The sequence below is a fragment of the Amycolatopsis acidiphila genome (genome assembly GCF_021391495.1).
Taxonomy (GTDB): domain Bacteria; phylum Actinomycetota; class Actinomycetes; order Mycobacteriales; family Pseudonocardiaceae; genus Amycolatopsis_E; species Amycolatopsis_E acidiphila.
This window is the reverse complement of the sequence record NZ_CP090063.1, coordinates 3848149-3861702: the sequence shown is the minus strand read 5'-3', so window position 1 is coordinate 3861702 and position 13554 is coordinate 3848149. Positions and strand designations below refer to the sequence as shown.

Sequence of the window (13554 nt, the reverse complement as noted above, 5' to 3'; positions counted from 1 at the left end):
ACCGTACTGAGCGACGCGGGCGCGGGAGAGCATCGGGTGGGTGAGCGCGAGCACCACCGCGAGCCGGGCGCCGTCGGCGACCTGCGGTCGCCACCGGGCAGGCGGAGCCCACCGTGCGGAAACGGGTGATCCGCACGGTGAAAGCGGTCCGGGTGATTACCGAGCTGGGACATCGCCGCGGACACCGTCACGCCTCCTGGGGCCCGGCTAGGTTGGACCGCAGTGTGGAGAGGGAGGAAACCCGATGAACGCGACGGAAGCGACTCTCCGGTCGCTGCACGGCATCGCCGAACTGGTGCTCGCCGGCCCGCAGCACCGGGCGTCGGGGCGGATCAGGTTGCGCGCCACGCCTGGCGGGTTCGGCACCACACTCGAACCGGACCTGCGCGTCGAGGGCGACCAGCTCGTGGCGGGCACCCGGCGGATTCCGTTGGAGGGCGCGACCTACCGCGACGTCGCCCGGGCCGCCGGTGTCGAGGCGGGCTCGCCGGCGGGGCTGTACAAGGACGGCTCCGGCGCCGGGCCGGACGAGCGGATCGTGCTCGATCCCACGGCGCTACGGGCCGCCGTCGAGGCCTTCGCCGCCGGGGAGGAGGCGCTGCGGCGGTTCGCGCCCGCGGGGGAACCGGTGCTGTGGCCGGAGCACTTCGATCTCGCCGTCACCGTCGACGAGATCAACTACGGGGTCTCCCCCGGCGACGGGTACTCGCCCGAGCCCTATGCCTACGTCGGCCCGCACCGGCCACGCCAGGGTCCTTTTTGGACCGCCCCCTTCGGTGCCGCCCGGGCGCTGCGCGAGCTTCCCGACATCGCCGCCTTCTTCGCGGAAGGCCGCGATGCCGCGGCCCGAAGCTGAAGCTGGGGCAGCCCGGTGATCCGGACTGCCCCAGCGGGGAGCTTCCGACCCGGCTGTGTCGCCCCGACCGGCCGTCGCGGAACGCTCCGTGCGAGCGGCGTGTCCCCGATTGACCGCCACCCGCCCCCGCCGTACCGGTGTCCCGAACACCAGCACGTGCGAAACAGTCTGCGCCGTTCGGCGCACACCCGATACGGCCGTAAGTCCCAACGTGGGAGGGACCAAGGCCGACACGCTTCGCTATCGTTTCCGGTGATTCAATGTCGAGCCTGGGGGCGATGGGCGTGAAGCGAGTGACCGCACCGGAAGGGGTGCGCGCCACGGCGCTGCTCACCGCGTACGCGCGCGCCCAGGAGACCGCTCGCCCCGACAGGCTCTTCGACGACCCGTGGGCGCGCCTGTTCATCGCCGAGGCCACCGCGTTCACCGGTGCCGGCCTGCCCCGCATCGGCATGGCCCGCGACGACAAGGTCTCCCCGCTGTGGGCGGCGTTCAGCTCGTACTTCACGCTGCGCACCCCGTTCTACGACGAGCACATCCTGCGTGCCGTCGCGGCCGGGGCCCGGCAGGTGGTGCTGGTGGCGGCGAGCATGGACACCCGCCCGTACCGGCTGGCGCTGCCGCCGGACACGACGGTGTTCGAACTGGACAACGCCTCCGTGCTCGACTTCAAGGACGCGGTGCTCTCCCGCCACCACGCACGGGCGTCGTGCCGCCGCGTGCCGATCGGGGTGGACCTGCGCGCGGACTGGAGTGGTGACCTCCTCGCGGCGGGCTTCCGGCCGGGGGAACCGGTCGTGTGGGTGGCCGAGGGGCTGCTGATGTACTTGACCACCGGGGACAGCGAGCGCCTGCTGGCCGCCGTCACCGCGCAGTCGCGCGGGCGGGCGTGGCTGCTGACCGAGTACCCGGAGCGGGTGGTCGACGAGGCCACCATGACCTCCCGCGCGACCGACGAGGCGGAACGGGTGTCGGCGATGATGATGGCCAACCTCGTGCGGCGCGGCCCGGACACCGAGCCGGCGCCGTGGGTGGCCCGCCACGGCTGGACGGCCGAGGTCACCGACATCGCGGCCGAGACACGCCGCCACGGCCGCCCGGTGCCCGACGTCTTCGACCACGGCGCCCCGGACCGGGTCGGGGTGTGGCTGCTCAGCGCCACCCGGTGATCAGGGGACGACGCGGTAGTGCGTGGTCAGCCGGCGGTCGTCGTCGAGGACGTGGAACGCGATGGCCGGGGGCAGGTCGTAGTCCAGGTCGTCGCGGTGCTCCCAGGGCAGCTTGAGCGTGGACACCACACCGGGCGCGACGCGCAGCGGCTTGCCCGCGAAACTGCTCGCGGCGCCGGTGTGCGCGTGCCCGCACAGCACCGCGACGACCTGCGGGTACCGGGCGAGCAGCGCCGCGAGCCGCTCCTCGCCGCGCTGGCGGGTCCCGTCGATGAACGGGCTGTGCAGCCGCACCGGCGGGTGGTGGAAGCACACGAACACCGGGGTGTCGGCGTCGGTGGCGGCGAGCGCGTCGCCGAGCCAGGCGAGCGTCTCGTCGTCGAGGTAGCCCTCGTCGCGGCCGGGGATCGAGGAGTCGCACATCGCGAAGACCGCGCCGCCCGCGTGGTGCAGGCGGTTGACCGGGCCGCCCCCGGCCCGCTCGCCCAGCAGGACCGAGCGGTAGGACTCGCGGACGTCGTGGTTGCCGGGGCAGGTGAACACCGGGTTCGCCGAAGCCAGTGTCTTGCGCACCTCCTCGTACTCGGCCGGTGTGCCGTGGTCGGCGAGGTCGCCGGTGACCAGCACGGCCGCGACAGGGCCGGGCAGATCGGTGAGGTAGTCCAGCACCCGCTTCGCCCGCGCCGCCCGGTGTTCGCTGCCGTCGAGGTGGGTGTCGCTGAGGTGGGCCAGCACGATCATGGCGGTCGCCTCCGAGGGGGTCGGTCGTCCCCGTGAGGCTAAGTCATCCAGGCGCGATCGCCGCCTGGTTTTCGGTGCACGCCGCACCGCGACGCCTTGGGACGGGTGGCGGCCAGGTTTCCGGGCGGTCACCCGGTCTCCCCCGGGTCGATCCCGGCGGCGCGGGCGCATTCGGCCCACACCGCCTGCCGGTCGGCATCGCTCGCGTGGGTCCACGGCACGAGGTCGGCCGGACGCGGACGGCGGTCGTGCCAGAGCTGCCCGCCCGGCGGCGCGGGTGTGGTGGCGGCGAGCCAGACGGTGGTGTCCGCGCCCTGCGCGGGATCGCGCAGGATGCGGCCGGTGAGCCTGTGGAACCCGGGCAGCGAGTCGGCGACGCCGGGGGTGTCGGCCCAGCCGGGATGGGTGCCGTGCACGCGGATGCCGTCGGCGGCCCACCGCTGGGCGAGGATCGGCAGCAGCGCGACCTGGACGCGTTTGGTGCGGGCGTAGGCGGTCGCGCCGCGGTACGACCCGTCGCGGTACTCGAGGTCCCCGGTGGGGAGTTTCTGGGTGTACATGCCGCCGGAGGACAGCAGGATCACCCGGGCGGCGCCGGCCGCGCGCAGGTGCGGGCGGAGCGACTCGGTCATCCGCAGCGGGCCGAGCACATGGGTGGCCAGCGTCTGCTCATGGCCCTGGGCGCTGGTCGTGCGCCGGTCGGGCAGCACCCCGGCGTTGTGCACGAGGACGTCGAGCTTCGACTCGGCGGCGGCGAACTTCGCGGTGAACCGCTGCACGTCCTCGAGGTCGGAGACGTCGCAGCACCACAGCCGCACGTCGGCTCCCGGGATCTCGGCCAGCAGCTCCGCGCGGGCGTGTTCGCCCTTGACGGGGTCGCGCACGAGCAGGTGCGCGCACGCGCCCAGGCGGGCCACTCCCGCGGCCGTGGCCTTGCCGAGCCCGGAGTTGGCGCCGGTGATCAGCACCGACCGGCCGCGCAGCGCGCCCGGCGCGGGGTCCGCGGGCCAGCCGGGCAGCCTGCGGCGCAGCTCCAGCCCCCAGCGGGGGTAGCCGCCGAGCACGGTGCGGTCGAGAAGCGTGTCCGCCAGGCGGCCGACGAGGTGTGCTGCGGTCATGGGGTCTCCCGGAGATCACTCGATTGTCCAGCGCCCAGGCTGCCCTGATCCGGTGACGCCCACACCCGCGCCCGGCTTGGAAACCGGCCGGGCCGTCCGCGAGCTGCTCCGGCTCGCCGCGGAGGTGCCCGCCGTGTTTGCCCGGCGGCTTGGGCGTGGCGCTCACGCAGCGGCTTGGGCCGACGTGCTCGCGCGGCGGCTTGGCGTCGGCGGCGTGGGCGCCGCCGTGCTCGCGCTCGGCCACCTCGACCGCGGCGACCGACAGTGAGCGCCTCGCCGCAGGGACCACCCCAACCACCGCGATCACCTCGATCACCCCAACCGCCTCGCCGCAGGGACCCAGTGACCGGCCGACCAACGATGCACTGACGCACCGCCGAGCCGCCCAGCGAGACCGAGCGAACACGTTCGTCTCCTGCCCCGGCAGCCACTCGCGCGAAGAACTCTTCTACCTGGATATCTCGCGAGAAAGAGAACGACCCCGGTCACATCGAACAAGTTCGCTACGAACGTGTTTGTAGCGAACTTGTTCGTGACGAACACGTTCGCTACAGTGGCCGCATGGCCACCGGATCGGAACGGACCCCCAGTCGTCGCGAACGCCCGGCGAAGCCGGCCCTCACGAGGGCGGGCATCATCGCCGCGGCGGTCGGGATCATGCGGGCCGAGGGCCTGCAGAAGGTGACCATGCGCCGGCTCGCGCAGGAGCTCGACACCGGCGCGGCTTCGCTCTACGTCTACGTCGCCAACACCGCGGAGCTGCACGCCGCGGTGCTCGACGAGCTGCTGGGCACGGTCGACCTGGCTCCCGTGCACGCACGGGGCGACTGGCGCGACCGGCTCATCGCGGTGCTCACGTCCTACACCGCCGTACTGTTCGACCATCCCGGGCTGGCCCGCTCCGCCGTCGTCGCCCGTCCCAGCGGCAAGCACTACCTCGAGCTGATCGAGGCGCTGCTCGCACTGCTGGACGAGGGCGGCGTACCGCGGGCGCAGGCGGCCTGGGGGGTGGACGTGCTGCTGCAGCACGGCACCGCGACCGCCGCCGAGCACTCCGCCGCGGGCCCCGGCACCGGATCCGCCGAGCACTCCATGGCCGAGCACTCCGGCACCGGACCCGCAAAGCACTCCGCCGCGAACCCCGGCACGAGCCCCGGCGAGCACGACTGGAACGCGCTCGCGCGGGCCGTGCGCGGCCCGTCTCATCCGCACATCGCCGCGATCGGCGCCGACCTGCTGTCCGGCACCCCGGACGAACGCCTCGCGTGGGGGTTCCGGGTGCTCGTCAACGGCATCGCCTACACCCCGCGCACCCCGACCTCCCAGGAGCGATCATGACCGAACACCACCCCATCGCCGTCATCGGCGCCGGTCTCGGCGGCCTCACCCTGGCGCGCGTGCTGCACGTCCACGGCATCCGGGCCACCGTCTTCGACCTCGCCGCCTCCCCCGCCGACCGCCCCCAGGGCAGCATGCTCGACATCCACGAGGACACCGGGCAGGCCGCACTGCGCAGCGCGGGCCTGCACGAGCCGTTCCGATCGCTGATCCACGAGGGCGGTGAGGCCGTGCGCGTGCTCGACAAGCACGGCGTCGTCCACCTCAGCGAGGAGGCCGGCGACGGGCACGGCCGCCCGGAGGTCGAGCGCGGTGCCCTGCGCGACCTGCTGCTCGGGTCACTGCCCGAGGGCATGGTCCGCTGGGGCGCCAAGGTCACCGGTGCCCGCCCGCTCGGTGCCGGGCGGCACGAGGTCACGCTCGCGGACGGCACGTCGTTCACCACCGGCCTGCTGATCGGCGCCGACGGCGCCTGGTCCCGTGTCCGGCCCCTGCTGTCCGCAGCGGCACCCGAATACGCCGGGGTGTCCTTTGTGGAGGCGGACCTGCTCGACGCCGACGTCCGCCATCCCGGCTGCGCCGCGGTCGCCGGCGAGGGGATGCTGTTCGCGCTCGGTGCGGGCAAGGGGTTCCTCTCGCACCGGAAGCCCGACGGCAGCGTGCACGTCTACGCCGGGGTGCGGGCCGCCGAGGACTGGTTGTCCGGCACCGACTTCACCGATCCCGCGGCCGCCAAGGCCGCCGTGCTCGCCGAGTTCGACGACTGGGACGAGAGCCTGCGGGCGCTGCTCGCCGAGGCCGACGGCGACCTCGTCCCGCGCCGGATACACGCCCTGCCCGTCGGGCACCGCTGGGACCGCGTGCCCGGCGTGACCCTGCTCGGCGACGCCGCGCACCTGATGTCCCCCTTCGCCGGGGAGGGCGCGAACCTCGCGATGATCGACGGCGCCGAGCTCGGCCTCGCGCTCGCGGCCCGCCCGGACGACATGGAGGCGGCGCTGGCCGGCTACGAGGCGACGATGTTCGCCCGTGCGGCGGAGGCGGCGGCGAGCTCCGCGGCGACCCTGGAGCTGTGCTTCCGCGCCGACGCGCCACAGGGGCTGCTGGAGATGTTCACCGCGCTGGCCTGACCAAGCACAGCTACGAGCTGGGGTACAGCCGCCGCATCAGTTCGAGGACCTCGTCGACCATCCGGCGGGCCTTGGCGCGGCTGGGCGCGCTCGCGACCTCTCGTCCCGCCTCGGTGGCCATCGCGGTCAGGCACAGCACGAGCATCTCGCTCAACGGCCGGGTGTGGCCGTTGGTGAGGGTGGAGTTCGCGTGCAGCCACTCGCGGAACCGCTGCCGGGTCAGCAGGCCGAACCCGGCCGGACCGCCGCCGGAGAGGAACATCGTGGCGAGCTCGCGTTCCTCCCAGCAGCCTTCCAGGTAGGCGCGGGTGCCGATGATGAACAGCTGCAGCGCGTCCTTCTCACCGCGGTCGAGCGCCGTGCGGAAGGCCTGTGCCGAGCGGTGCTGCTGCCGTCGCTGGTACTCGTTGTACAGCGTGATGTAGAGGTCGGACTTGGCGGCGAAGTGGTGGTAGAGACTGCCGATGCTGGCTCCGGCGCGGTCGGCGATGTCGACCATGTTGGCGGCGTCATAGCCGGCAGCGGAAAAGACCTCGCGCGCCGCCTCGAGCAGTGCCGCGCGCGTGATCTGTGCTCTCTTGCTGCCTGCCACCTCAGTCATGCCCCGATTGTGCCGGATGTCCCGGCGGTGACGACCGCAGGCACACAGGTCCGATTCCGTTTTCACGCCGTCGTGGAGGCCGGCCCGGGGGCGGGTGCCCGGCGCGTAGGCACCCGCCCCCGGGGCTCATGCCGCCGGGATCCCGTTGGGCGGGGCCGTCGGCTGCTTTTCGGTGTACGGGACGACGGGCCCGTCGGCGTCGTCCGTGGTGACCGGTGTGCCCTGCGCGGCCTGCGCCCCGCTCTGCACGATCGCGATCTGGCCGCCGGTGAACCCGGCGTGGCTGTCCGCGCCGTAGCGGAAGGGCACCAGGCCCGGTCCGCGCAGGCCGCCCTTGTTCAGCGCGTCGATCAGGCCCTGCCGGGTCAGGTTCTTCCCGGCCGCCTGCAGCGCCTGCACGAAGGTGTAAGCGTAGGACATCGCGTAGTACACGTTCCCGTCGAACGGAACGTTCGGGATGTACTGGTCGTGGATCTTCTTGAACAACGCCGTCCAGGAGTTGCTCATGTCGTTCAGCGCCGGCAGGTACGCGCTGGTGACCAGGCCCTCGATCAGGTCCGAGCCCTTCACCGAGGCGCCGGACTGCTTGGCGAAGTTCTCCAGCAGCCCCGACACGGTGATCGGGTCGGCGCCGACGCTCGAGGCGAGCAGCTTCGGGTTGTAGCCCAGCTTCAGCGAAGTCAGCTTGAACAGCGCGGTGTAGGCGGGGATCGTCTCGAGCACCACGACGTCGGCCTGCGACCGGGCGATCGCGGAGACCTGCGCCGCCACGTCGGTGTTGCCCGGCTGGTAGGGCTGGCGCTGCACGACCTGGCTCGGGTCGATGTACTTGTCCAGGCCCTTCATGCCGTCCCGGCCGAAGTCGTCGTCCTGGTAGAAGTAGGCGACCTTCTTCCCGGCGAAGTTCTTCTTCACGTAGTCGCCGAGGATCTTGCCCTCGACGGTGTAGTCGGGCTGCCAGCCGTAGGTGTAGGGGTGTTCCTTGGGGTTGTCCCAGCAGGTGCAGCCCGAGGCGACGAACAGGTCGGGCACCCGGGAGCTGTTGAGGAAGTCCACGACCTTGGTGTGGGTCGGGGTGCCGAGCGCGCCGACGACCGCGAACACGTTGTCCTGCAACACCAGCTGCTTGGTCAGCGTCACCGTCTGCGCCGGGTTGTAGCCGTCGTCGAGGTACTTGAGGCTGATCTGGCGCCCGTTGACCCCGCCGTTGGCGTTGACGTAGTCGAAGAACGCCTTCGCCGCCGGGCCCTGCTCGCTGTAGCCCGGGGCCGCGGGCCCGGTCAGCGGGATGGTGCTGCCGATGGTCACCGAGTTGTCGGTGACGCCGGGCGTGCTGCTCCCGCCGCCCCCTCCCCCGGCGCACGCGCTGAGCGTCAGCGCCAGTGCGGCGGTCAGCGCGATACCTGCCCGCACCTGTCTCGAAGCGGCCATTTCTTCTCCTTCACCGGAATTTCTCGGGTGTTACTCGGGGCGGATCTTCGAGCGCAGGAACACCCCTGCCCAGCGGACGCCGGACTGGATGCCACCGGGGAAGAGCATGATCACCACGATCAGCACGACGCCGTAGAGCACCAGCGGCACGTTGGCGTAGACCTCCTGGGGCAGGTTCGCCGACTGCGCGAGGTTGTTGGACCAGTTGGGCAGCAGCGTCACGATCACCGCGCCGTACACGGCTCCCGCGAGGCTGCCCATCCCGCCGAGTACCGCCGCGGTCAGCAGCGACAGCGACAGGGTGAGGGTGAACGCGCCGGGTGAGGCAAGGTTGTTGACCATCGCGAACAGCCCGCCCGCGAGGCCGGCGCAGCCGGCGCTGACCCAGAACGCGAGGATCTGGGTGCGGGCCACGTGCACGCCGGACAGCGCGGCGGCGTCCTCGTCCTCCCGGACGAGCCGCATGTTGCGCCCGACCGGGCTGCGCACCAGGTTCGCCAGCAGGAACAACACGATCACCAGGCACAGCCCGCCGATCCAGGCCTGCCAGCGCTCGAGCGGGAACGACTCGCCGAGCGACAGCGGCGGCGGGGGCGGGGTCACGATCAGGCCGTTGGCGCCGCCGAGGACCTCGCGCAGCCCGTGGTAGTCCGCCAGCGACGGCAGGCCGACCGCGAGCGCGAGGGTCGCGCCGGCGAGGTACGGGCCGCGCAGGCGGGCGGCGGCGACGCCGACGAGCGCGCCGAGGGCGGCGGTGATCGCGGCCGAGACGACGAGCACCAGCGCGATCGGCCACTGCTCGTGTTCCAGCAGCAACGCGGTCGAGTACGCGCCCACCGCGACGAACGCGCCGTGGCCGAGCGAGATCTGTCCACTGAGGCCGGACAGCACGGTCAGCCCGGCCGTCGCGATCGCCATGTAGCAGATCTGGGCCAGTTGCAGGTTGCGGAACGGGTCGAGCGAGATCGACAACAGGTACAGCGCGAGCAGGCCCAGCACCGACCAGAACAGGTGACGCAGCAAAGTGGACTCCCGCCACGCGGGCGGCACCTTCGGGGCCTTCACCGGGTTTTCCCGTTCCTTCGTCGCCGTCATACCCGCCGTCCCGCCTTCGTGCCGAACAGCCCGCTGGGGCGGACCATCAGCACGAGGATCAACACGACCAGGGACGCCAGCGTGACGACGTCGGAGCCGAGGTAACCGGCCACGTAGCTGAGCACCGCGCCGAGGACGAGCCCGCCGACCACCGCGCCGGGCGGGCTGTCGAGCCCGCCGATGACCGCCGCGGTGAAGCCGAACACGAGCGTCGCGTCGAAGGCGCTCGGGCTGACGAAGGTGCTGGGCGCGATGAGCACCCCGGCGACCGCGCCGACGACGGCGGCCAGCGCCCAGCCGATGGTGAGCATCCGCCCGACGCGGACGCCGAGCAGCCGGGCGACCTCCGGGGCGAACGCGGCCGAGCGCATCCGCAGGCCCAGCGAGGTCCGCCGGAACACCACGGCCAGCACCGCCATCACCCCGAGCACGACGAGGATGACCCACAAGTCGTTGGGAGAGAACAACAACTGGTGGTCACCGACGCGGAACCCGGTGATGGCGAAGCCGGGCGGGTACGAGCGCGGGGTGCCGCCGAAGATCATCCCGGCGAGCCCCTGCAGCAGCACCAGCAGGCCGAAGGTCACCACCACGGCGTCCAACGGCGATCGGTTCTCCACCGGCCGGATCAGCAGCCGTTCCACCACCGCGCCCAGGATCAGTCCACTGAGGACGGCCACGAGCAGTGCGAGCCAGTAGGACCCGCCGTGGCTGACGACGGTGTAGGCGAGGAACGTGGTGACCATCAGCATGCCGCCCTGGGCGAAGTTGACGATCCGGGTCGAGCGCCAGATCAGCACCAGTGCCAGCGCGACCGCGGCGTACACCGCGCCGCTGGTGATTCCCGCCAGCGTCAGGTCGAGGAAACGGCCCATCACCCCTCCAGGTAGGCGCGCCGGACGCGGTCGTCGGCGGCGAGGCTCGCGGCGGCGTCGTCGGCCACCTTGCGGCCGAGGTTGAGCACGACCGCGCGGTCGGCGACCGACAGCGCGGTGCCGGCGTTCTGCTCGACGAGCAGCAGGGTCAGCCCGGTGTCCTCGCGCAGGGTGCGCAGGGTCGCCACGATCTGCGCGGCGGTGCGCGGGGCGAGCCCGAGCGAGGGCTCGTCGAGCAGCAGCAGCTCCGGGCGGCTCATCAGCGCGCGGGCGATGGCGAGCATCTGCCGCTCGCCGCCCGAGAGCGTCTCGGCCCGCCGGCGGCGGCGCTGCGCCAGCGGCGGGAACAGCTCGAGCATCTGCGCCAGGCCGGTCTTGAGCCAGGCGCGGTCGCGTCGCCACAGCCCGCCGAGGCGCAGGTTCTCCTCCACCGTCAGCTCGACGATGACGCCGCGGCCCTCCGGGACGTGCGAGACGCCGAGCCGCACGAGGTCCTCGGGGCCGGCGCGGGTGATGTCGCGTCCGGCGAGGCGCACCGCACCGGACTTCGCGGGCAGCAGGCCGCTGATCGAGCGCAGCAGGGTGGTCTTGCCGGCGCCGTTGACGCCCAGCACGGCGGTGATCGAACCGCGCTCGACAGTGATGTCGATCCCGTCGAGTGCCCGCACCGGGCCGTACTCGGCGACCAGCCCGGTGATCTCAAGCATCGCGGCCTCCGGCGGCCTCGACCGCTTCGCCCAGGTACGCGCGCTGCACGACCGGGTCCGCGCGGACCTCGGCGGGGGTGCCGCGGGCGATGACCTCGCCGAAGTCGAGGACGACGAGCTGGTCGCACAGGTTCATCACGAAGTCCATGTGGTGTTCGACGAGCATGACGGTGGTGCGCTCGCGCAGGCCGCGCACGATGCCGGCGAGCTCCGCGGTCTCCGTTTCGGACAGTCCCGCGGCGGGCTCGTCGAGCAGCAGCAGCCGTGGCTCGCTGACCAGTGCGCGGGCGAGCGCGACGCGTTTCCTTGTCCCGTAAGGAAGACTGGCGCACACCCGGCGGGCCTCGGCCGCGATGTCCAGCGTCTCCAGCACGTCCATGGCCTGCGCGGCCAGGCGCCGGTCGTGGCGTTGTGCCCACGGCGAGGCGAGCAGTGCGGGCAGCGCGCCGGTGCGGGCGCGGGCGGTGGCGCCGGCGAGCACGTTCTCCAGCACCGTCAGCCGCGGGAACAGGCCGAGCCCCTGCAGCGTGCGGGCGATGCCGTGGCGGGTCAGCTGGTGCGGCCGGGGCCGGCGCAGTGGTCGCCCGTCGAAGTGGAGCGAACCGGATTCGGGCCGGACGAAGCCGCACACGGTGTTGAACAGGGTGGTCTTGCCGGCTCCGTTGGGGCCGATGACGCCCAGCACGGTGCCGGGGGTCACCTCGACCGAAACCTTGTTGAGCACTTGAAGGCCACCGAAGGACACACACAGCCCCTCGGCCCGTAACAGTGGACCGGCGTCGAGCATGTCTCGCGACCACCGCCTCGTTGCAGGGTGCAGATCACCGAACGGGATTCGGTTCGGGCGAACAGTACAACGCCGGGTCCGGCTTGCCCAGACCTTCCGGGAAATCAGGCAAATCGGCCGCCACGGTGTTATCTCCCCGTGACCGGGGCACTTGCTACCGTGCGAGTAGCACCGAACGGCGTTCTGAAAAGGGGAGTCGATGCTCAATCTCTCGGTACTGCTGGAGTCGACCGCGCGGGCACACCCCGACCGGACCGCCGTGGTCTCCGGCGAGCAGACCATCAGCTACGCCGAGCTGGACCGCAAGGCCCGGCAGCTCGCGGAGGCCGTCCGCGCCCGCGGGGTGCGCCCCGGCGACCGGGTGGCGCTGATCTGCCCGAACCTGCCCGAGTTCCCCGTCGTCTACTTCGGGCTGCTCAAGGCCGGCGCGGTGGTGGTCCCGCTCAACCCGCTGCTCAAGGAGCGCGAGCTGGAGTTCATCTTCGGCGACAGCGGCGCGGTGGCGGTGTTCGCGTGGGAGGGCAGCGAGCAGCTGCCGGTGCTGGACACCGCGCGCCGGGCCGCGGCGGCCGCGCCGGGCACGCCGGAGGTGATCGCGCTCGGCGAGCTGGCGGACCTGCTCGCCCCGCATCCCGGGACGGCGGCGACCGAGCCGACCGGGGCGGAGGACCCGGCGGTGATCATCTACACCAGCGGCACCACCGGCACCCCGAAAGGCGCCACCCTCTCGCACGTGAGCCTGCTGCTCAACGCGCGGATGAAGGAACTGCTGATCCCGAAGCACGACCACGACGTGGTGCTGGTGGCCCTGCCGCTCTACCACATCTTCGGGCAGACCTCGGTGCTCAACGGCAACATCCACGGCGGCGCCACACTCGTGCTGCTCCCCCGGTTCGACCCCGGCACGGCCCTGGACCTGCTCATCGAGCACCGGGTCACGCTGTTCTCCGGGGTGCCCTCGATGTTCCAGGCCTTCCTGCAGGTCGACCCCGACGGCGTGCGGCTGCGCAAGGCGGCCGAGACCGTCCGGCTGATCACCTCCGGCGGCGCCCCGCTGCCGGTGGCGGTCTTCGAGCGGTTCGACCGGCTGTGCGGGCTGCAGATCCGCCAGGGCTACGGGCTGTCCGAGACCAGCCCTACGGTCACGTTCTGCCCGTGGGACGAGCCGATCCGCCCGGCGTCGGTCGGCAAGCCGGTGTGGGGGGTGGACATCCAGGTCTTCGACCACCAGGACCAGCCGGTACCCGCCGGCACGGTCGGCGAGATCGTCATCCGCGGCCACTGCCTGATGCTGGGCTACTTCAACCGCCCGGAGGCGACGGCCGAGGCGATCCGCGACGGCTGGTTCCACACCGGCGACCTGGGCCGCTTCGACGAGGACGGCTGGCTCTACGTCGTCGACCGGCTCAAGGACCTCATCCTGCGCGGCGGCTACAACGTGTACCCGGCGGAGGTGGAGCAGGTGCTGCTGCAGCACCCGTCGGTGGCGATGACAGCCGTGGTCGGGCAGCCGCACGAACGGCTCGGGCAGGAGGTCGTCGCCTACGTGGTGCCGCGCACCGGGCACGAGGTCGACGTCGAGGAGCTCTCCGCGTTCGCCCGGGAGCGGCTCGCCGAGTACAAGTACCCGCGCCGGATCATCGTGCAGGACGAGCTGCCGATGACCTCGACCGGCAAGATCCTCAAACGCGCCCTGCCCTGAAACC

General features: G+C 72.3%; 13 protein-coding genes and 1 pseudogene. 6 read left to right on the top strand and 8 right to left on the bottom strand.

Features of this window, described 5'->3' with window-relative positions; all coding sequences use genetic code 11:
- The first annotated feature begins 244 nt into the window (after nt 1-244).
- Together LWP59_RS18785 and LWP59_RS18780 are read left to right on the top strand one after the other, a co-directional pair.
- Nucleotides 245-856 carry a hypothetical protein gene (locus tag LWP59_RS18785; RefSeq protein WP_144639555.1) on the top strand — a complete coding sequence of 204 codons (612 nt, stop codon included), beginning with the start codon at nt 245-247 and terminating at the stop codon, nt 854-856.
- A 260-nt stretch (nt 857-1116) separates the two neighbouring features.
- Nucleotides 1117-2025, top strand: coding sequence for an SAM-dependent methyltransferase (locus LWP59_RS18780; protein WP_144639554.1), 909 nt, complete (start codon nt 1117-1119; stop codon nt 2023-2025).
- Here LWP59_RS18780 and LWP59_RS18775 read toward each other — a convergent pair whose 3' ends face one another.
- Together LWP59_RS18775 and LWP59_RS18770 are read right to left on the bottom strand one after the other, a co-directional pair.
- The gene (locus tag LWP59_RS18775) at nt 2026-2766 is read right to left on the bottom strand and encodes a metallophosphoesterase (RefSeq protein ID WP_144639552.1); all 741 of its coding nucleotides are present in this window, start codon (nt 2764-2766) and stop codon (nt 2026-2028) included.
- Between the two features lie 128 nt (nt 2767-2894).
- Nucleotides 2895-3884, bottom strand: a complete 990-nt coding sequence (locus tag LWP59_RS18770; RefSeq protein ID WP_144639550.1) for an SDR family NAD(P)-dependent oxidoreductase — start codon at nt 3882-3884, stop codon at nt 2895-2897.
- 52 nt (nt 3885-3936) lie between these two features.
- On the opposite strand from LWP59_RS18770, the gene LWP59_RS18765 reads away from it, so the two are divergent.
- From LWP59_RS18765 to LWP59_RS18755, 3 genes are all read left to right on the top strand, one after another.
- Nucleotides 3937-4152, top strand: a complete 216-nt coding sequence (locus LWP59_RS18765) for a hypothetical protein (RefSeq protein WP_186383284.1) — start codon at nt 3937-3939, stop codon at nt 4150-4152.
- A 293-nt stretch (nt 4153-4445) separates the two neighbouring features.
- Nucleotides 4446-5222: a TetR/AcrR family transcriptional regulator gene (locus LWP59_RS18760; RefSeq protein ID WP_144639546.1), complete on the top strand. Its 777-nt coding sequence runs from the start codon at nt 4446-4448 to the stop codon at nt 5220-5222.
- A complete protein-coding gene (locus LWP59_RS18755; RefSeq protein WP_144639544.1) occupies nt 5219-6352 on the top strand; it encodes an FAD-dependent oxidoreductase in 1134 nt (377 codons plus the stop codon). The genes LWP59_RS18760 and LWP59_RS18755 overlap by 4 nt, the downstream gene beginning before the upstream one ends.
- A 10-nt stretch (nt 6353-6362) precedes the next feature.
- Here LWP59_RS18755 and LWP59_RS18750 read toward each other — a convergent pair whose 3' ends face one another.
- The 6 genes and pseudogenes from LWP59_RS18750 to LWP59_RS18725 form a co-directional block, all read right to left on the bottom strand.
- On the bottom strand, nt 6363-6953 hold the full coding sequence (locus LWP59_RS18750) for a TetR/AcrR family transcriptional regulator (RefSeq protein ID WP_144639542.1): 591 nt from the start codon (nt 6951-6953) through the stop codon (nt 6363-6365).
- A gap of 126 nt (nt 6954-7079) precedes the next feature.
- On the bottom strand, nt 7080-8384 hold the full coding sequence (locus LWP59_RS18745; protein WP_144639540.1) for an ABC transporter substrate-binding protein: 1305 nt from the start codon (nt 8382-8384) through the stop codon (nt 7080-7082).
- A 30-nt stretch (nt 8385-8414) separates the two neighbouring features.
- Nucleotides 8415-9479 carry a branched-chain amino acid ABC transporter permease gene (locus tag LWP59_RS18740; protein ID WP_144639537.1) on the bottom strand — a complete coding sequence of 355 codons (1065 nt, stop codon included), beginning with the start codon at nt 9477-9479 and terminating at the stop codon, nt 8415-8417.
- Nucleotides 9476-10354 (bottom strand): branched-chain amino acid ABC transporter permease, encoded by an 879-nt coding sequence (locus tag LWP59_RS18735; protein WP_144639535.1) that lies wholly within the window; start codon nt 10352-10354, stop codon nt 9476-9478. The genes LWP59_RS18740 and LWP59_RS18735 overlap by 4 nt, the downstream gene beginning before the upstream one ends.
- Before the next feature lie 203 nt (nt 10355-10557).
- A pseudogene (locus LWP59_RS18730) lies at nt 10558-11061 on the bottom strand (ABC transporter ATP-binding protein); the annotation flags it as partial.
- Nucleotides 11054-11848: an ABC transporter ATP-binding protein gene (locus LWP59_RS18725; protein WP_144639531.1), complete on the bottom strand. Its 795-nt coding sequence runs from the start codon at nt 11846-11848 to the stop codon at nt 11054-11056. The gene LWP59_RS18725 and the pseudogene LWP59_RS18730, both read right to left, overlap by 8 nt.
- 199 nt (nt 11849-12047) lie before the next feature.
- Between LWP59_RS18725 and LWP59_RS18720 the strand changes: the two genes are divergently transcribed.
- Nucleotides 12048-13550, top strand: coding sequence for a long-chain-fatty-acid--CoA ligase (locus tag LWP59_RS18720; RefSeq protein WP_144639528.1), 1503 nt, complete (start codon nt 12048-12050; stop codon nt 13548-13550).
- Nucleotides 13551-13554: the final 4 nt, after the last annotated feature.

Excerpts from the sequence above, each read along its gene's own strand:
- LWP59_RS18775 (WP_144639552.1), bottom strand. The coding sequence starts at position 2,766 with ATGATCGTGCTGGCCCACCTCAGCGACACCCACCTCGACGGCAGCGAA.
- LWP59_RS18785 (WP_144639555.1), top strand. The coding sequence starts at position 245 with ATGAACGCGACGGAAGCGACTCTCCGGTCGCTGCACGGCATCGCCGAA.
- LWP59_RS18755 (WP_144639544.1), top strand. The coding sequence starts at position 5,219 with ATGACCGAACACCACCCCATCGCCGTCATCGGCGCCGGTCTCGGCGGC.
- LWP59_RS18740 (WP_144639537.1), bottom strand. The coding sequence starts at position 9,479 with ATGACGGCGACGAAGGAACGGGAAAACCCGGTGAAGGCCCCGAAGGTG.
- LWP59_RS18735 (WP_144639535.1), bottom strand. The coding sequence starts at position 10,354 with ATGGGCCGTTTCCTCGACCTGACGCTGGCGGGAATCACCAGCGGCGCG.
- LWP59_RS18780 (WP_144639554.1), top strand. The coding sequence starts at position 1,117 with ATGTCGAGCCTGGGGGCGATGGGCGTGAAGCGAGTGACCGCACCGGAA.
- LWP59_RS18750 (WP_144639542.1), bottom strand. The coding sequence starts at position 6,953 with ATGACTGAGGTGGCAGGCAGCAAGAGAGCACAGATCACGCGCGCGGCA.
- LWP59_RS18745 (WP_144639540.1), bottom strand. The coding sequence starts at position 8,384 with ATGGCCGCTTCGAGACAGGTGCGGGCAGGTATCGCGCTGACCGCCGCA.
- LWP59_RS18720 (WP_144639528.1), top strand. The coding sequence starts at position 12,048 with ATGCTCAATCTCTCGGTACTGCTGGAGTCGACCGCGCGGGCACACCCC.
- LWP59_RS18760 (WP_144639546.1), top strand. The coding sequence starts at position 4,446 with ATGGCCACCGGATCGGAACGGACCCCCAGTCGTCGCGAACGCCCGGCG.
- LWP59_RS18725 (WP_144639531.1), bottom strand. The coding sequence starts at position 11,848 with ATGCTCGACGCCGGTCCACTGTTACGGGCCGAGGGGCTGTGTGTGTCC.
- LWP59_RS18770 (WP_144639550.1), bottom strand. The coding sequence starts at position 3,884 with ATGACCGCAGCACACCTCGTCGGCCGCCTGGCGGACACGCTTCTCGAC.